The sequence below is a fragment of the Leptospira fluminis genome, from assembly GCF_004771275.1.
Lineage (GTDB): Bacteria > Spirochaetota > Leptospiria > Leptospirales > Leptospiraceae > Leptospira_B > Leptospira_B fluminis.
Genome location: NZ_RQEV01000008.1, coordinates 170,678 through 190,034, shown reverse-complemented (window position 1 = coordinate 190,034; position 19,357 = coordinate 170,678). Strand labels below are relative to the sequence as shown.

The window sequence follows — 19,357 nt, the reverse complement described above, 5'->3', positions numbered from 1 at the left end:
GTGCTTGTCCTACGGGAAATTCCCTCAAATGCCTTCCGGAAATTGTCCGGTACGGTAGATCATCTCCTTTACTTCCTCAACCAATTCTTTCTTCAGATCGTTTCGTATCTGACTTAGTTTTTGTCTATACTTGAGGCGTTCGTTGAGTTGCTTGTACTGGATATCCCCCAGTTCGTTCAAAATGCTGGAAATCATAGATTCCCTTAATCCGATCGCATAAGCGAATCTTACGAACCATGGCAGTTTTTTGGAGACGCAGGAGAGCGCCACATTACAGAACGCCTTCTTGAAATTCGGATCCGAAAGATAGAATAACAGTTTGTTTTTGTATTTGTTCAGCATAAGAATAAAACCTAGGCAGGTCGGGTTCTCAAAGGAATATCTCAACGACAAGGCTGTCGCCACCTCTCTAACTGTCGTAACATCCGCAGGGCATACGAACAATTCGGGAAACGATTCGTCGTAATGCACGTAACTCAAAAGGGAAGTATCTTGCTCGCTGTTTCTGATGATGGAGGAATCGTTGGGTATATCCTGGCCGATCCGGAAGGTAAGAAATCTTTGGAGCGGATCTTTTCCTTTCGAAATGATCGATTTCAATTTTTTGGAATTTACTTTCTCGTTCGTTTCTATCAGAAAGTCTTCGGCTTCTACCGCTTTAGCGGTGATTCTTTGGGCGATAAAGAAGAAATCCCTCAATGGAGACGGCTTTAAGGTATGGGAAAGTTTGGCGAATTCCTCCAAATAGATTTTCTTCCGTATATGGGAGAGGTCCCCGCTCATCAATTCCTCTTCGTTCGCCAAGAGAGCTTCTCGCACCGATACGAGATCGATCGCCGAATTCGGGCTTATTTCGACGAGGGATCGTATCGCTTTGGAGGAGAAAAGACGCTCTATCAGGGAAAATGTTTCATCGTTCGATTGCTCCGGAACGTAGATATATCCGGCAAAGTCGGTAGCGATTAGGAACCCGTCTTCTTGTATATAATGTAATATCAGGCTCTTTGCATCCTTTATGATCTGCGGATTGCAAAAGCCGGTTCTTACGAGAGAATTTAGACATTTTGTAAGTTCGTCTTTTTCCTTAGGGTTTTCGGAAGGCGACGTGTTCTCGGCAAGAAGTTCCAAAAGTTCCGGTACGGCGATCTCCTTGTCCTGGCAGTGGGCGATCTCGTAGTTGCGGATGGCCCAAGCTGATCTTCGCATGATTTCCATAAATAAGGTTTTTACTTGAGTCGGATCCATCGCACTGGCTTTATTTAGGGCGACAATATAAAAGAATTGAGATAGCTCCTTCGTGTCCGTACTGAACATAATTCGCGGAACGAAGACGATCAAAGAATCGGAAGCGAGTTTTAGGAGACTTTCTTTCACCCTATGGTCCGGAACATCCGAGTCCGTAATGATGGGAATCTTGGAATTTTTCAAACCTGCAAGGGTGGAATGATCCGTCGCTAAAACCAGCAATCTTTCCGCTTCAGGATCGTAGTAAGGACGCTCTCCTTTTTCGAAGGAATCCTTCGATTTTAATTGGAGATAAGGTAGATTGATTTTAGGAATGATCGGTTGGATCGGTTTTGCGGCGCTGGACTCCGTTTCGTTCATGCAAAAGTGTCATTCTGAATAATATTATAATAAATAAAATATCAAAATTACGGTATTTGTCCACAGTATTTGTGAAAAAAAGAATAAATTATGAATATATTTATTCGTAAATAACGGATTTGTCCGCGTTCTTTCATTCGTCGCAAAAATCTTCCTTATTCGACTTGCTAAAGGTATCCTTTTGAAAAATCCGACTTTTCCAAAAGTGAAATTTTGCTTTCTTTTCGGGAAGCTGCTGCCATTTTAATCCTTTCCGGTTTTATCGGTTCGGGAAGTTCGCTTATCATCTGCGTCCTTGATTTCGAATTTTGGTTTTCATGATCTCCAGCACGGTCTCCGGGACGAAGAGAAGCTTTTTTATTCGTATAGCGGTATTTCTTCCCGTCGTCTTCGGGCTAACTGTAACCTGTTCTTCTCCCGAGCTTAGAACGGTACCCGATTCGAATAAGCGTTTTAACGCGGTTATTCGGGATCCGTTCATTTCTCTCCGAATTTCGAGACTATCCACGCTTACGGAAACTAACCCCGACAAGGTGGAGCGGAGGGAAGAGATAGAAGCGGAAAAGCGTTCCATAGAAAAATGGATGAAATTGAATTTAAGCAATCTATTGAGGGCCCAGAACGTCGCGGTCGATCCGAGCCGCCCCGCAGATTACTATATCTATGCTGAAATAAAGGATTTGGGGGAAATTCGAAGTTCCGTGATCGTATGGAGTATCGTCACCGGTATCGCCACCGGATTGCTTTTGGCGGTAGCTACGGGGCATTCGGAGTTGGGTGCAGGACTTTTCCTGTACGAGATAGTTGAAGAGAGTCTTTATCCGATCATCGCTCTCGCTTTGCTACGCGAATATTTATGCTTTGCGACGGTGGAATATATCGTGGAGGATTCCCAAGGACGGATCGTATTCCAGGAAACTTTCAATTCGTTTTCAAACGACGAATTCCTGGAAAAGAACGGTATTCCGAAGAAGAAGAGAAGGGATATGGTGGTTCGGGCGAGCTTGGACGAAACGGACCGGGAATTCATGAGTGCATTTATCAAATCCGTAAAAGCGAAATAACCGGACCAAGAGCCGTATGCCAAAGAAAATTCTGATATTGCTTTTTATAATATGCGGTTGCAACACCACGATTCAGGTAAAAGAGACATACTTCGGAGGGCAGTATTGTTCCGTCGGCTCCGATGCAAAGAACATTCCCTTTAGTCGTCCCCTTCCTTTTGCGAGAGTGGACCATCTTCTCCGTTCCCACGGCCATTTTTCCTTTAAGTCCCTGATGATCGCGAACGCGTACGGGATTCTTCCTTTGATTGAAAAAATGGAGGAGTTGGAAAAAAAGCCGGATTACAAGGACATCAACAGCCCGACTCATCTCGAGCTCATATTCACGAAGAATAAGATTCATGAGATCATCTTTCTGGTCAGCACCGATCTTACCGGCACAGTTTCCGAATTGAACTGTTATTCGGATCGGATAGACGACATCATCAAGCATCTTAGATACAGCGAAAATCAAAGAGTGACCCAATTTTATATCGCCGCCATCGTAGTCGGGGGAATTTTCGGAATCCTCTCCGGAATTTTACAATGGGCTTCGGCCACTGTCCAAGCGACCGATAGCATCATCGGCGGTTTGGCGGTCGGTTATATATCTTACCAGGCCTACCAAGTGGAAACGCAGGTAAACTACGTGGACGCGAAGAACGTTCTGAAAGATATATGGTACCGTCCCCACGAAACGGAACTTTTTTCCGCTCCGGTCTGGTATCTACTGAATCACCCGACGGAGAGAAAGCGTCGTGTTCCTCTAAAGCAAATGAGCACGATTCTCGACATCCTAATCAGCAGATGGTTGGAGAACGGTTATCTTGGCGCGGACGGAAGCTCCGAACGGGAAAGTCTCATTAAACTTTATTTTAGTCGGGGAGGAGTTCACACGATCGAGCAACTTGAAACCAGAAAGCAGATGGTCAAGCAGGCGGGCGTCACTGTGAATCTTTTCTTTCAGGATCTTCAAAATTTCGGGCAAGAACTCTTGCGTCACAATTAAAAGACCGATTTAGTTAGACCATGTTTTATTTGTTCGATCGACGGGATTCGGAAGTAGGTTCTTTATTTTCTTCTTAAGCTGCCTTGCTTTTTTAGTTCAAACATTTGTAACGTAATTCTAACCTTTGATTCCTTCCGATTTTAAGATTACAATCTCGGGAGCGATTTAAAATTATTTGACAATGGTACCTGCTTGGATATCGTCCATGCCTCGACTCGAAGGATTGCCTGGATGAAATTTCTTCTTTCCGTTTTAAACAATCTAAAGATTCGAACGAAAATGATCATTTTCGTTTCGGGCATCGTTCTTCTCTGCGTGCTTCCTCTTTCCATCATCGTTCTGTATAGAAACCAGGCGATCGTCCTGGAGAAGACGTTCGAAGTGTGTCAAAACTTGGCCAACAATATCGCGAATATCGCCGCGGAGGAATTGTTGATCAACGAGACGTTCGATGCCACGAGAACGAGTTTGGCGAGATTACATGAAAGCAACATTTCAGGGCTTACGGATTCCTACGTGATCAACGTGGACGGAAAATATGTCGCGGAACTGAACGAAGAAAAGATAGGTTCGGACGTACCGGAAGTGGACTTCGAAAAATTTTCCTCGTTAAAAGAATTAACTTTAAGCGAAATTGTGGAGGGGGGAAATACGCTTCTCCGATTTTCCTATCCGATCTTCATCCAGTACCAGGGACAGAAATTATGGGTCGGGATGGCGATATTCGAATTCGATAAGGAAAAAGTCTACGAGCCGGTTTTCGCGATCAGGAGAAGTATCATCAGCGTCGCGAGCGTATTGTTCGTGCTCGGAATTTTCATCGCGATACTGGTCGCTGTGAACTTTGCCCGACCGATCGACACCTTATCCGAGGGCGTTAAAATCATAGGTGAAGGGGATCTGAATTTTCAGATCGCGGTAAGAGGAAAGGACGAGGTCGGAATGCTTGCGCTTCAATTCAATCGTATGACCTCTCAGATCCGGGATTTTACGCAGAATCTGGAATCGATGGTGGCGCAGAGAACCGAAGAACTGAATCGGACTTTGGAAAAAGTCCAATCCTTGAAGGTCGCGCAGGACGCGGATTACTATCTGACTTCCGTCCTCTTGGAGCCGCTTTTGCTGAACAGCAATCTTTCCAAGCGAGTTCGTACGGAGTTCTTTATAGAACAAAAGAAGAAATTCTCCTTTAGAAGATGGAATTCCCAATTAGGAGGAGATATCTGCATTACGGATACGATATGGTTGGACGGAAGAGAATATACCGTATTCGTAAACGGCGATGCGATGGGAAAGTCCATGCAGGGAGCAGGCGGAGCCCTGGTGCTGGGGGTGGTATTTAATTCGGCGATATCCCGGTACAAGAGATCCAGGAGCCAAAAGGTTTTTCCGGAGACTTGGTTGAAAGAAAGATTTCTGGACTTGCAGAACGTTTTTTTATCCTTCGACGGTTGTATGTACATCTCGGTCTGTATGGGACTCGTGGATACCCAATCCGGACTTTTGTATTATATCAATGCCGAGCATCCGTGGACGGTATTATACCGGGATTCCGAGGCTTCCTTTTTGGAAACGAATCTTAGCTTAAGAAAGTTAGGAATGCCCGATCAGGAGGATAAATTTTACGTCCGCTTGTTTCAGATGAAGCCAATGGATGTGGTCATCATGGGATCAGACGGTAGAGACGACGTGATGGTTTCGAATGACGGAGACGCGGAAACCGTCAACGAGGACGAAACCCTGTTTCTGAAACACGTTTCGGACGCGAAAGGGGAGCTGTATAGGATCAAAGAAGCCGTGGAAAGTTCCGGAACTTTGATCGACGATTTTTCCATATTACGTATTTCTTTTTTGGAAAAAGAGAATCTGAAATTGATTTCGGACGGGATTCCCTTCGAAATCAGAGAGGCAATCTCGGAAGGACAAAAATTATTGGACCTGAAAAAATATCCGGAGGCGGCTATTTTAGCGGATTCCTTTCTGCCGAATCTGGAACAACCGGCTCCCGAGCTGTTGAAGATCGCCGGCTTTGCGCTTTTTAGGAGCGGGGATCTCGATAACGGAAGGGACCGTCTGCAGGAATACCTGAAGATCGTTCCGTCGGATAACGAAGGTGTTTTGGAGCTTTCCTCTTGTCTTTTCGCTTCGGGTAGGCTTTCTGAGGCCGCGGATTACGGAGAGAGATTGTATCTGCGAGATAAATCCTATTTTTATAATGTTTTAAATCTGGCAAAAATTTATCTGGAAATGAACGTTTTGGGAAGAGCCCGGAAGATGTCGGAAGAAGCCGCGGCTTTAGGACCTGAAATGGAAGGGCTTTCCGAGGTCCGAGAGGCTATCCTAAGGGCGATTGCGGAAACCGGATTTTCCGAAGAAGAGGAAGTGGAGGAATTTTCCGGTCATAAGTTCGTGAACGTGGACGATGTCCTGGCCAAGGCCGATTACCTGTATCACAAGAAGGATTTTGTAGCCGCGTTGGAATCCTATGAAAAGGCGAACCGCTTAAGCGAAGGAAGGAATCCATGGACTCTTTTTCGGATCGCGAATTGTCATTCTTTGTTGAACCAATTGGACGAAGCTGAGAAATTCTACCGTCGGTCCATCGAAGTAGCGCCGAAAAACCATCATGCCTACAATAACCTAGGAAGCGTATATTACAGAAAAGGGAATTACTCTTCGGCAAAAGAGGAATGGAAAAAGGCGCTGGAAATCAAGCCCGATTTTAGGACGGCTTCGCTTAATCTGGATAAACTCGAATCTTGGGAAACTAGCCGAATTACGGCGGACGTATGATTCGCTGGAATCGAATTTTGACCGGTCTGAGTCGGAACGCGTATATCCTTTTTGCCGGATTCGCGATTTGTATCGCGGGAGCGGCGTCGCAATTCGGAGAATTAAATTCCTCTCCTAATTCTTCGAAGGCAATTTCCGGTAACGTAGAGATCCTTCTATCTTCGGATAATTCGATTTTGGAACAGGCGCTATTCGGTCTTCAGTCCAGTCTGGATTATCCAGTAAGGATTTCCTACGTGGATCTTCTGAGATCTGAATATAAGGATGTACCTTCTTATTTTAAAGAAATAGAATCTTCCGATACGAAACTTTTCGTTGCGATCGGTTCCGCGGCTTTTAAATTAGCCAGGGAAAACCTGAATCGGACCCCCATCGTTTTTACCATGGTAAGCCATCCGAAGTCCATCGGAATCGATTCGGACAACGTATGCGGAGTCGGAATGGATGTTTCCATATCGGAATTTTTCAAGGTGCTGAGGGAACTTTCTCCGAAAGCCAATCGAGTCCTCACGTTTTATTCCCAGCCGGAAGGGGAATTTTTTGCGACGGAAGGGGATTACTTCGATCTGAAATACAAATTGAACTTTGCGAAAAAAAAAGTGAGCGAGGAGAATTTTCGGTCCTCTTTGGAAAAAGTAAGAGGGGAATATGACGCTTTTATCATAGTCAAGGACTCCCTTTACAATCGTGAAATCTTCGAGGAGTTGTCCGAATTCTCGAAAAAGAACAAGATGATTTTGATGGCTCCTTTTCCCGCCTTGGTTCGCGCGGGTGCGACTTTCGGCATCAGTCCCGAATACAGCAAATTGGGGATAGAAACGGGGGAATTGGCGAATCGGATTCTGTCGGGAAAGAGTTCCTGCAAGGAAGAGAAGGTGAGTCTATCGGACAAACCGTCCTTTTTTCTAAACGAGGCCTTCGCCTCGGATTCCAATGTTATCGTACCTGAGGAGTTAAAGGAAAGGGCCAAGCTGACCCGCCTTTTTACCGTGGGTTTGAATCTTTTGAACGAAGGAAAACTCAAGAGCGCAAGGATCGTTTTTGAGAACATATTGAAAAAGGATCCGAACAACCAATCCGTCGCCTCCTATCTTCAGTTGGTCATCGAAAAGATGACCGGAGGAAAGACAAAGGAGCTGTTGGAGGCCGCCGAGGACTTTTATAAGAAGGGGAATTATTCCAGAGCGAGGGCCGAATTCCAAAAGGTGTTGTTGTTGAATCCCAATCTTCGGGCGGCGAAGGAAGGGTTATCCAGCGCGACTCTCGCTCAAAGCGAATCGGAACGGATCAATGCGGAACAATTGGTCAGGAGCGGGAAAGTCTTTGACGGAATCAAGATGTACCAATCCTCCTTAAGAACATTTCCGCAAAACGCCAAATCCAGCGTAGAATTGAATCACGTTCGTTCTTCCGAATATTCGAAAATACCGGAATATTTAAAGGAGGGAATCGAGCTCTATTCCCAAAGGGATTACGAAGGATCCATTCGGATCTTCGAGAACATTCTTTTGATCGATCCTGCGGACAAGCGCGCCCAGGAATACCTCCGCCTTTCCACGAAGAAAAAGGACGCTATTCGGGTCCTTCTGGATAAGACCGCAGGATAGGCGCTCTCCGGATCTACGTAAGCTTTAGGAGGATCGGATTTTCGCTTAAAACGAAGCGTTAAGATCCACCAGGATCTGTCTTTGTTGGTTGGAGTAATCGAACGGAAAATTGTTTATTTTGATCAGTTTCTGCTGGTTATTGAGCAGGTTGGACGCGAATAGTCCGACGCTGATCTTTTCGGTAAGATGATACGCTATACGAACGTCCACGTTCGTCCAGTTCCTCACGTAATTGGGACGGTATTGGGGGTATTGTAACCTGGAATCTGATTGCAAAATCCCTGTGGTAGTATCGATGGTTCCGAAGTCGGAGGCCCTCCGATAGACGGTTCCCTGAAAGTGGGCTTGGATGCTTCCCTCATACTTGGACGTCTGGTACCGAATTCCTCCGTTTGCGATATGGGACGGCGCCCAGGTCATTTCGTTCTGGCTGGCGGAAACCGTCTTATCCAACATTTTTTCGCTTAACCTGTGCGCATAAGAGTAGTTTATAAATCCGGAAATCTGATTGTAGGTGAAGTTTATTTCCGCCTCCGCACCGTTCGTAACCGCCGAGTATATGTTCGTGCTTAGGTTGTTGTTCTGTAAGCTATAAAAAATCTGATTCTGGAAATTTCGGATAAAATAGTTCACCCTGAAGTTCACGTATTGATTGAGATACCAGTCGATGGCGGCTTCGTAGTCTCGTACGATTTCCGGCCTCAATTGTCTGGGGTTGGAAGCCAAAGAGAACGTATTCGCTCCGAACATTTCAGTGATCGAGGGTGTCCGGAAGGCTTGCCCGCCCATCAGCTTTAAGTTCAGATTTCTCGTGATCGTATATACGAGAGCCGCTTTCGGACTGGTTTTTCTAAAGACCCTTTTTGCGTGCGGAGCATAAGGAAAACCTAAAAAACCGCTGTAAGGATTGTCGATTCCGAGATAGTGCTGTACGGTTTGGTCGTTCCTTACTCCGACCGTCAACTGGAGTTTATCGTAGAAGAATTTGGGCGATACCATTTGGCCGAAGACCCCGACCGTCCAAACAGGCTTATTCTTGATCCAAGCGAGCCAAGGACCTAGGTTTCCGTTCGCGTTATTCGGAAAAGGAGGATAGCTATCCGCCGCGTCCGTGAGGTTCGCGTTCGCATAGTGGCTCTTGTCTCCCGTATATAAAAACCGGGTCGTTTCTACCCCTGCCAAAATACTTCCGGAGTTTCCGAGATCGTACGTAAGCTGAGCCCTCCCGAACATACTCTGCCCGTTGGTTTTGAGATATTCCGTGACTCCTGCGGGGTAGAATCCGGCGGATCCTCCGTTTGGTTCGTAACGCGTATTCCAATCTATGCTGTGATTTTGGTATTGCAGAACGTATTCATGAGTCAGCTTGGAGGTGATTTTGTTTTTGTATTTCATAGAACCGATGTCCCTGTATTCGCTCATCGGCCCGTTGTAGTCCGGAATGGCCCAGAGCCATCCATGCCCGGTTTGAAAGTTCCAATACTGTCTATGGTATTGAAAGGAAAGTCCTTCCAACGCATCCTTTCCTTCCAATTTTGTGAAGAGATAATAGTTGGACCTCGCGTCTTGAACCGCAAATTTCGCGTTCGCTCCCGTTATATCCGTCCTACCGGAGCCGTCGTAATCCTTGTAATTATTCCCGTTCGTTTGGTAGGAATTATAGCTTAGGACGTAATCGAATAATTTTCCCGTATTCCCCGTTCTGAAATCGTAGATCTGAGTTCCTCCGGTTCCGACCCGAGCGCGCGTCTGCATTTCCCCGTTTAAGTCCTTGCCTGAGATCGTGTTCAGAGAAATGATCCCGTTCATCGCATTACTTCCGTACAATGCGGAACCGGGTCCTCGGACTACTTCGACGGATTTCAACATATTCAACGGGGTAATTTCCGAGGTATATGCGGAACCGTACAGGTTATCGTTGAATTGTACTCCGTCCACCAGCATCAAAAGGTGGTTGTTGTTCCAACCTTCGAACATCCCCCTGTAACTGACCGTTGACCGATCGTAATCCTGAGAAGGGGCGTAACCGGGAAGATTCCCGAGTACGTCGTTGAGGGAGATCCTTCCGAACTGGAGCAATTCCTTATCGGAAATCACGGAAACCAAGTCGGGAGCGTCGTGGGTCCGTACTTCCGTCTTTGTGGAAGCGGTCGACACCTGAGATTGCAAAAGGTTAAAGACCTGCTCCGTGGATTTTTTTATATCCTCTTTTTGTACAGGAAAGCTGAACCTTTTACTGATCGGATTAGAAAGAACGTACTCGTTGATGTTTTCCCTCCGCTCCAATTTGTTCTTATTGATCCGGATCGACAGAACGATTTTTTGAACAAACTGTTCCAGTACGCTTTCGTCGGATTGGTGCCCTTCGTCTTTCGGAAGGCTGTCCTTGATTTCCTCCAATCCTTGGACTTCGTTGTAACTATTGTAAGCGTCGATCAGAATTCCCTTTTCGGAATTGTAAATGTGACCGTACAACACGAGTTTTCCAGTAGCCTTGTCCCTTCTATAGAAGCCGGAAATATAAAGATTTCCTTTCGAAACTCTTTTCAGATTTTCTTCGGGACTGGAAGCGGGGAGAATTTCGACGGAGTACTGGAGCGACTCCAATCTAGCTTTTAACCGATCCACCGCCTTTTTGGATATTTCAGGTTCTAGTTTAGAATCGTAAGAGAGAAATTGTCCTACATAAACGTGTTCTAATACGCTTTGAGCTCTTGTAGTCGTCGAAAGGAAGAATAGATATATTACAAATAAGTACCGGCATATCTGATTCTGACCCATTCGGAAATTCCAAGCTACAAGATTGGTTTTGCGGAGCCCGGTTTAATTAAACAATACTAACGGATTGTCAATATAAAATTTCTACCGAAGGATAAATGGCGGATCGTTCTCTCTTCCTTCGGATGGATGCGTTTTTAATAAACGAAATTAAACGACACCGATCGGAAATTCTAGGACCATCATTTTTCCGGAATTGTCCAGCGTTTCCACTTTTCCTTTCAATTGTCTCGTCAAGATGTCGATCAGGACAGAACCGGCATGACTCGCAGCGTCCCGGTCCGCTTTTCCCAATCCTCCGACCGAGTCGATGAAAGAGAGTCTGACTTTCGAATCCGATCTCTCCCAACCCACGGTCATCTGGGACGGAAGGTGGGGGCTCGGATCCCTATGGATCGCAGTCAGAACGATTTCGTTGAATACCAAGGACAAGGGAAGTGCCAAGTCGATAGACAGATTCGTGTCCTTCCATTTCGGGTAGAACAAGATCTTCTTCCGGGCATCCGCGGTCAAACGGGAGGAGATTTCCTCGAGCACTAATCCGCAATCCACTCTTAGATAATTCTCCGACTGGTAGACAAGATCATGGACTTTGGCGAGGGCGGAGATCCGATCCTGAAATTCCACGAGATGAGAGAAAGTCTCTTCCGACACTTCGTTTTTTTGCAACTCCACTAATCCGGAGAGTATCTGCAGGTTGTTCCGGACTCTATGATGGACCTCTTGGATAAGAAGGTCCTTTTCCTTGATGTAGACCTGGATCACATGGACCGTAAGAATGGAAATAATGGCGAACGTGGAATACATCACCAGAGTGTCCGAAAAAGAGATCAGGTTGGCAATGTTCGGATTGTCGGTTAACAAAGGACGTAAAAGTAAGAGGCAGAAACAATAGACGGAGACAAAAATCGTCATCCTGATATTCGAAAGATACAGAAAAACGATGATCAACGTGGAGATGGAGAAGATCACGTTCCCTTCCTTCGCGCCGAAGAACCATCCTGCGGTCACGGATACCAGGCCGAAGAATAGATTCACTTTTACCGCCCAGCCGAACCTTTTTCTTAGGATCAACAAAGCGGAAACCAAGGAAGAGGAGAATATGATCACATAGCCGGGTCTAAGGCCTTTGTTCCAGTATAGGGCGGTAGCAAAAACGCTTAATAGAATCGTACAAACGTTAAGTATGAATATATGTTGGGCTTTTTTGGACGTTAAATAGTCCTGATTTCGGTAAATATTCGCTATCTTAGATAGAAACATGAGTCTGCCGCGGATTCAGAGCGGAATAAAACGAAAAAGCAATCTAGCCCGGATCGAATTCCGTGTAAATATATTTCCTAATTCCGATTCTATATAAAATTTCCTATTTTGTGTCCGATAGAACGGAATCATCCGAAGAATCCCTTATTTTTGACGAAATGACATCGATTCTTAATTGTCAAAAAACGCGATAAAAATTGAATGTTCTACGAATTTATAATGTAAGCGATCGGGATCCCCGGAAGTTTGCGGAGCAAGGAATTTCGAATGAAGCGGATTTTACAGATCGATGGAGGCGGTATTCTGGGCATTATGCCTGCATTGGTGCTGGTTAAGCTGGAGGAACTTCTTCGGCAGACCAAAAACCGGACGTTGGCCGAATCTTTCGATCTAATTACCGGTTCTTCGACCGGAGCCATCATAGGCGGCGCCATCGCCGCGGGAGTTCCCGCTACGACGATCGCGGATTTTTACATCAAAAAAGGAGCCGACTTGTTTACCCCCAGGACGCGCTGGAATCCGGGAAACTGGTTAAGAGCGAAGTACGATCGGAATCCTTTCATCGAGCAGATCAAGGGCACGACCACTGCGGCGGGATTACGATTGGAGTCGCTGTCGATGAAAGATGTAAAAACGCATTTCATGGCTACTTCGTTTAACCTTTGTTCGAAACGGACGCATTTTTTAAAATCCTGGGAGGAGTACGACGGAGGTATGAAGCTCTGGGAAGTCATCTCTTGGTCTGCTCTTTCCGCAGCTTATTATTTCGGAAAAATCAATGTCCCGGATTACCAATGGACGGCCTATTTACCCGACGGGACGAAAGATACAAGAAAAGGGGGAGTGTTCCAGGACGGGGGCCAAGGAGTGAATAATAATACGATTCATTTCATTTTGTCCGAAATCGCCGCCAAGAATTGGTGGAAGGAAGGAACCTTTCTATTATCCCTGGGAACCGGGAACCTCGACATATCCGTTCCTTATGAAACTGCTTCCAAGGAAAATTTCATGGAACAGATCGTTCATTATCCGTTCGAAGCGAGGACCGAGTCCACGATCGGTCAGGTCCTGGCGGCCAAGTATATAGCCGGGGCCAACGACTCGTTCAAATTCAGACGGTTCGACACTCTATTGCAGGAAAAAGAAAACGAATTGGATAACGTGCAGTATATAGATCGGTTCGTAAATTATGGAAAAGTAATGGCCCAATCTCTGGATTCCGGGTTCGTTGCAGATTACTTTTAACGTTTTCGACTAAACGAAGATTTCAATCCGATTTTTAACTAGGAGGGAAGATGAAAACGAGCGACTTTATGGATAAACTGATGAAATACGGCACGGATAAATACGGCCTAGAATACGAGGGTTGGGTTATTTTCGGGGCCAGGGGAATCACGACCGAAAACAACGATGATATTTCTTCGAATAACGACGATATCAACGAATACAACGACGCCCTCTATCTGATCCGTAGCGTCGGCGGAAAACCGGAATATAAATCCTACGTATGCACCATTGATCCAGGGTTGTATTGGCTCCAACATCCGATGAACGTCAACGGAACCGCAAGGATCGCCCAAGGGATCTATAAGTATAAGGTCGGAATCCATCGGGGCCACCAGGCTTTGACTCAGTATTCCAAAGTGACCGTCAACAGATACGAGCCTCATTCTTCCGATAAGCCTTGGTTCCAATGGAAAGACGAGCCGATCGCCGGCAAACAAACCGATTTTCTCGCAGTGGACATCCATGCCAAGAGTAGTACCTCCAAATTCGTGGACAAGGCCAGTGCGGGATGCACGGTCATCAATTCCACTTGGACCGATCCTCCTTGGAAGGATTTCTTTTCGACGGTGGAAACCTATTTGGCGACCGAGCACAAGCCTTATATCTGCTACTGCGTTCTGGACCAGGATACTGCGATTTCCTTAATCCAATCCTAGCAGCGGGATAAAGGGAATCGTGTCGAAAAAAAAGAAATCGGGGCGGATTTCTTCGTCAATATTCCCGGTGTCGTTTGTTATTCTATCCTGAAGAGTACTGGGGTTATTTTACTTCCGTATCCGAAGAATTACGGGGGATCCCTAATCTAGAGATCCTTGACGGACTGTAATTTTGGCGGTCGTACAAAAGGGATTTTTGGAAAGAAATTTATTATTGATTTGCGAACGAACTGTTTGCAAATCTGTCCTTAGAGGGGTGTTTATGGGCAATGCATGGAAAAAACTGATTTTTTTCGCTCTGCCGATTTTGGTCTGGAATTGCAATAACGCTCAAAAAATTTCAGTAGATACCTCTCAGGCGAGCGGAATGATGCTTAGCCAAGCGCTTTCCTTGATCCAAGCGGCAGCGGCCAGCGCAGGAACTGCCGCCGCGATTCCGGTGAGCACTCAGACCATTAGCGGAGATTCTTGGACCTGTAATCTTGCCTTGTATCCGAATTGCGAAAACATATACGATGTGCCTGTTACCGCAGCGGACACTCTCTCAATCGCCGTTACTGCGGTAACCGGAACTTCCGTAGTGCGATTGGCGGTGTACGCACCCGGAAGTGCCCTAAGCGGTACGAATGTATTGAACGGAGGCACGACCGATCATACCTGTCCGTCTCCTCCCACAAATGCGAACCAAAACCAATCTGTGACGATCTCGCAAGCGCTTTCAACTCTTGGAACGTACCGGATTGCGGTAGGCAGGGATTGGGGATCCAGCGCCGGAGGTAGCGGGACTTATACTCTTACTTTGACGACGACCCAAAGCAGCATGACTGCCTATACCAAAACCGCTAGTAACGTCAACTCCCAAGCGACGGGAATGTCCTGTCCTTGATTTAGGACTTATTCCGGACAAAATTTCTGCTCTCGGTTTCTCTGAAGAGAAACTTTGCATCCCGTTTATTTGAATTGATCTATTTCGTTTGCATAAAATATTTTCCATAAGTTTAGCGAATGGAAGTGCAGATGCGTTTTTTACGGGGTTTTCTTTTCTTACTCTTATTGAATTCCTGTGCGATCAAGACCACTTATAATCCCGGCATTCTATATTCAAAAGCATGGTGGGATACCTGCCTAATCAACCCCGTCTGCATCGCAACCTTGACCGGAAACGGGATACACATCTTAAATCTTCCGAAAACGAACAATGCTCTATTGCAATCCGGTTTTTTGGTCGGAACGGCGGTGGGTTCTTTGAGCAGGGTAGAGGTCAGCTTGGATGGCGGTTCATTCTCTCCTGCCGTCGGGACGAATTCTTGGCAATTCCAACTTCCGACAGGAGGATCGCTTTGGAAAAGAGGAAGTATCCATTCTATCCAAATACGAAGTGTGGACCTTTCAGGAAACATCGTCGCGAATGCGAATCAGAGCGTACAAAAAGGAACGAATAAGGATATAAACGGAGACGGCTTTGTGGATCTTCTGGCAGGGGCCTCTTTGTATTCCGGAAATTTGGGACAGGTATATGCGTTTTATGGAACCGGTACGGCCCCTTTCACCGGTACCACCGCGGCACAGGCAAATGTAACGATTTCGGGGGCCTCGACGAATTCGTATTTCGGAAACGCTCTCGCTTTGGGAGACATTAACGGAGACGGTTATGCGGATATCATCGTAGCCGCGGACGGAATTACCGGCGGCGGGACCGGATATGTCTATATATTTCATAGTACCGGTTCGGCAGGCGTCACCGCTACAACCGTTGCCGGGGCCAGTACCGCAATCGCCGGTCCTGCGGGCGCTTTGTTCGGTTATTCTCTGGCGATCGCGGACGTGAACGGGGATGGGTACGAGGACATAGGCGTAGGCGCTTACGCTTATTCGGTGTCGACAGGTCAGGCATTCGTCTTTCACAGCACGGGCTCTTCCGGGATCGTAGCCGCAAGTTCGGCAAGCGCGAATACCACTATCACGGGAGTCACATCCAGCAATTTCGGCGCTTCGGTCGCTTTGGGTGATATTAACGGAGACGGTTATGCGGATCTAGCGGTGGGCGGAAATTTGGTTTCGACCTCTACCGGGCAAGTATACGTATTTCATAGTACCGGTGCGGGGGGTATTACCGCTACTTCGACCGGAAGCGCCAACACTTCCATTCCGGGAGAGACTTCGTATAACGATTTCGGAATCGCGGTCAATATCGGAGATCTCAACGGGGACGGATACGGAGACTTGCAGGTCGGCGCGACGCGTTATAATAACACGTATACCGGTAAAGTTTACATATTTAATTCTTCCGGTTCCGGAGGAGTCACGGCCACTGCGGCGGCGAGCGCCAATGTTTTTTTGAACGGAGTAAATGGCGGAGATACGTTCGGCATATCCCTTAGCACAGGCGATGTAAACGGTGACGGTCTATTGGATCTCGCCGTCGGAGCCAATGCGGTTTCTTCTTCGACCGGAGCAGTCTACGTATTTATGGGAAACGGTTCTGCAGGAGTTTCCACTACCGCTGCTACCGTCATTCTCGGAGAATCCACTTCCAACACATTCGGCAATGCCGTAGTGTTGGAAGACAGAAATGCGGACGGATTTGCGGATTTATCTGTCGCCGCGAACGGTTTCTCCAGTTCCATCGGAAAAACATACGTTTTTCTAAGCGCTGGGTTCTTCGGTTTGCCTTTTTCCGGTGCAGCCTCGGCGAGTTATTCCTTTACCGGAACGTCGGCCGGAGGAATGAGTTTTCTTGCGGGACTTTTTAAAAGTCGGAACGAAATCCCGGACACTTCCGATTATTTTGCGTTCGGCGAAGTTGCCCTCTTTTTCCCCTCAAATTAGAAAATAAGTCCCGATTCATTCCGTTTTCGCATAAAAACGGATTGAAATCCGAATTACAAATTCGTATATTCAAGAGGACTAATGGTTTCCTCATGAAACGTTTTTCTCTTCTCTCCGAAGTTGGCAAAGAATACGGATCGAACGACGAATCCTTTGCCGAAGAACTTCTGCATAAGATTTCCCTATTGAATCTACTGCAGCAGGTCGCCACAGCTGCAAACGAGACGTCCGATCCGGAATCCCTACTTCAATTCGCTATAGATCGCATTTGCAGGATCGCTGATTGGGAATTGGGTAGAGGATATTTATTGAATCGGAACGGAGAATTGGAGCCCGTTTCGGTATGGTATTCCCGAGAGAAGGATTTCCCGAACGATTTAAGGGAGGTTCTCGAACTCGACGGGCGTTCGAAATTCGAATCGATTGCAAGGAGAGCGGAGAGGGAAGGAAAACCTCTTTGGGTGGAGGATTTACGGGAAGAACCTCAATTCGATAGGATTTTTTCCGTAGGAAAAACAAGCGTGAAGTCCGCCTATGTGATCCCTATCCGAGTTCGAAAGCGGGTGGTGGGCGTTCTCGAATTTTTGTTTTCGGCTTCCGCTCCGGAGGCCTCCTTAATCGAAGTTCTTTTTAATGTCTGCTCCCAGATCGGGCGGGTTTTCGAAAGATGTGAATCGGAAGAACTGTTAAGAGAAGCGGAATCACATTATAGAAAATTTGTGGAGCAGATACACGCGATTTTCTGGGAGGGTGAACTAAAGCCCTTGCGTGTCGGTTACCTGAGTAGTGAAGCGGAAGGACTCCTCGGTTTCCGGTCAGTACGTTGGACCGGAGACGATCTTTCCTGGCTTTCCCGCCTGCACCCGGCCGATCGGAAAAAAGTCGTTCTCTGTTTGGAATCCCTGTCGGAAGGGGATTCCATCGAAATCATGTTTCGTATTCTCGCACAGGACGGAAGAGTGCTTTGGTTCCGAAATATCGTCCGAGCGGTGAAGGAGAAGGGGATTTTTCCCAAGCTGATCGGAGTGATGATAGATATCACCGAACAAAAGTCTGTTGAGGAGGAACTCCGCAGTTCCAGGGAACAGTTGAGAGCGCTATCTGCGAGATTGCAGGACGCTAGGGAAGATGAGAGGATCAAAATTTCCAGGGAAGTTCACGACGATCTTGGACAATTGCTTACCGCCTTAAAGATAGATATTTCTCTTCTCCGTGGCAATCTATCGAACGACGCGAAAGAAAGCGCCCGTATCTCCCGTGAATTGAAATCCATGGACGGACTCGTCGAGAAGGCGATAGACTCCGTCAGAAGGATAGCGACGGAGTTGCGACCCTTGGTTTTGGAAGACCTCGGATTTTTAGAAGGGATCCGTTGGTTCGGTAGGGATTTTCAGGACAGGACCGGAATTTTTCTAAGCGTCGAGAAGAAGGGAAACGACGAGAAGTTCGGTAAGGATATTTCCGTCGCCCTATTCCGTATTTTTCAGGAAACGCTGACAAACGTTGCACGTCATTCCGGAGCTTCTAACGTAAGAGTATCGGTCGAAGGATCCGAATCCGATGTGGTATTAACGATCAGTGATAATGGAGTAGGTATTTCGGAAACGGATCTTGTAAGCTCGAAATCCTTGGGATTGATCGGGATGAGAGAACGCGCGATCTTTTTGGGTGGGGAATTGAGGATTCGCTCCGAGCAAGGCGGCGGCACTACGATTTCCGCGAAGGTTCCTTTGGAAAAAAGGGGTAGGAGGCTTTAAATATGATTTCTGTGGTTTTGGCGGACGATCATGCATTGATCCGGGAAGGATTGAAAAAAGTATTGGAAAAAGAAAACGACATATCCGTCGTTTTTGAAGCGGAACGCGGACAGCAGGTTTTGGATTTCTTGGATCAAGAGAAACCGAATGTCGTAATTTTGGATATCAACCTGCCTGACATGAGCGGTTTGGATGCGATTCATTCCGTTCAGGATCTTTCTCCTGGCACGTTCGTTCTTGTGCTAAGCGTATATTCCGAGGAAAGATTCGCGGTCAGGGCCTTGAAATCGGGAGCGGCCGGATATCTTTCCAAAGCGAGTGCGGCGGATGAGTTGATCTCGGCGATTCGAAAGGTTTTTTCCGGGGAAAGATACATCAGCCAGGCGACTGCAGAGACCATCATTCGGGAAATGTCCCGGCCTCAGGACAAAATGTCGCACGAATCCCTTTCCAATCGCGAATTTCAGATCATGTTCATGTTGATCAAGGGAAAAAGCGTTCGGGATATCTCCTCCGAGCTGGAGTTGAGCATCAGCACGGTTCATACTTATAGAGGTCGCATCCTTGCCAAAATGAATTTAAAGTCCACGCAGGAATTGGTATTTTACGCCTTCGATCAGGGATTGATCCAATAGTAGGCAAACTGTTCGTTTCGCAGAATTCGGATTTTCGCCAAACCGATATTCGACGCATTGTAGTAATTATTGCGACGTAAAATAAATCATATAAC

The 19,357-nt window shown here is 46.6% G+C and carries 13 protein-coding genes; 10 read left to right on the top strand and 3 right to left on the bottom strand.

The features are described 5' to 3' along the window. Window positions 1–24 precede the first annotated feature (24 nt). Window positions 25–1,605 (bottom strand): exonuclease, encoded by a 1,581-nt coding sequence (locus EHO61_RS07620; protein ID WP_135813034.1) that lies wholly within the window; start codon window positions 1,603–1,605, stop codon window positions 25–27. 317 nt (window positions 1,606–1,922) lie between these two features. Between EHO61_RS07620 and EHO61_RS07615 the strand changes: the two genes are divergently transcribed. The 4 genes from EHO61_RS07615 to EHO61_RS07600 all read left to right on the top strand — a co-directional run bounded on the left by EHO61_RS07615 (window position 1,923) and on the right by EHO61_RS07600 (window position 8,057). Continuing rightward, window positions 1,923–2,669: a hypothetical protein gene (locus tag EHO61_RS07615; RefSeq protein ID WP_135813033.1), complete on the top strand. Its 747-nt coding sequence runs from the start codon at window positions 1,923–1,925 to the stop codon at window positions 2,667–2,669. A gap of 16 nt (window positions 2,670–2,685) precedes the next feature. Continuing rightward, on the top strand, window positions 2,686–3,657 hold the full coding sequence (locus EHO61_RS07610; RefSeq protein WP_135813032.1) for a hypothetical protein: 972 nt from the start codon (window positions 2,686–2,688) through the stop codon (window positions 3,655–3,657). Between the two features lie 231 nt (window positions 3,658–3,888). After that, entirely contained in the window at window positions 3,889–6,450 is a 2,562-nt protein-coding gene (locus EHO61_RS07605) for a SpoIIE family protein phosphatase (protein WP_135813031.1), read from the top strand. After that, the gene (locus tag EHO61_RS07600) at window positions 6,447–8,057 is read left to right on the top strand and encodes an ABC transporter substrate binding protein (RefSeq protein WP_135813030.1); all 1,611 of its coding nucleotides are present in this window, start codon (window positions 6,447–6,449) and stop codon (window positions 8,055–8,057) included. The genes EHO61_RS07605 and EHO61_RS07600 overlap by 4 nt, the downstream gene beginning before the upstream one ends. A gap of 45 nt (window positions 8,058–8,102) precedes the next feature. Here EHO61_RS07600 and EHO61_RS07595 read toward each other — a convergent pair whose 3' ends face one another. Both EHO61_RS07595 and EHO61_RS07590 read right to left on the bottom strand, forming a co-directional pair. Then, window positions 8,103–10,838 (bottom strand): TonB-dependent receptor plug domain-containing protein, encoded by a 2,736-nt coding sequence (locus EHO61_RS07595; RefSeq protein ID WP_135813029.1) that lies wholly within the window; start codon window positions 10,836–10,838, stop codon window positions 8,103–8,105. A 147-nt stretch (window positions 10,839–10,985) separates the two neighbouring features. Next, on the bottom strand, window positions 10,986–12,098 hold the full coding sequence (locus tag EHO61_RS07590; RefSeq protein WP_135813028.1) for a sensor histidine kinase: 1,113 nt from the start codon (window positions 12,096–12,098) through the stop codon (window positions 10,986–10,988). Between the two features lie 267 nt (window positions 12,099–12,365). Here EHO61_RS07590 and EHO61_RS07585 point away from each other — a divergent pair, with 267 nt between their 5' ends. The 6 genes from EHO61_RS07585 (at window position 12,366) to EHO61_RS07560 (ending at window position 19,262) form a co-directional block, all read left to right on the top strand. Then, complete coding sequence (locus EHO61_RS07585; protein ID WP_135813027.1) at window positions 12,366–13,343, top strand: patatin-like phospholipase family protein; 978 nt, start codon at window positions 12,366–12,368, stop codon at window positions 13,341–13,343. Between the two features lie 50 nt (window positions 13,344–13,393). Further along, window positions 13,394–14,041 (top strand): hypothetical protein, encoded by a 648-nt coding sequence (locus EHO61_RS07580; protein ID WP_135813026.1) that lies wholly within the window; start codon window positions 13,394–13,396, stop codon window positions 14,039–14,041. Between the two features lie 262 nt (window positions 14,042–14,303). Then, window positions 14,304–14,927 carry a hypothetical protein gene (locus EHO61_RS07575; RefSeq protein ID WP_135813025.1) on the top strand — a complete coding sequence of 208 codons (624 nt, stop codon included), beginning with the start codon at window positions 14,304–14,306 and terminating at the stop codon, window positions 14,925–14,927. A 131-nt stretch (window positions 14,928–15,058) separates the two neighbouring features. Beyond that, entirely contained in the window at window positions 15,059–16,870 is a 1,812-nt protein-coding gene (locus EHO61_RS07570) for a beta strand repeat-containing protein (protein WP_167884829.1), read from the top strand. Window positions 16,871–16,962: 92 nt separating this feature from the next. Further along, entirely contained in the window at window positions 16,963–18,627 is a 1,665-nt protein-coding gene (locus tag EHO61_RS07565; protein ID WP_135813023.1) for an ATP-binding protein, read from the top strand. A 2-nt stretch (window positions 18,628–18,629) separates the two neighbouring features. Then, window positions 18,630–19,262: a response regulator gene (locus tag EHO61_RS07560; protein ID WP_135813022.1), complete on the top strand. Its 633-nt coding sequence runs from the start codon at window positions 18,630–18,632 to the stop codon at window positions 19,260–19,262. Window positions 19,263–19,357: the final 95 nt, after the last annotated feature.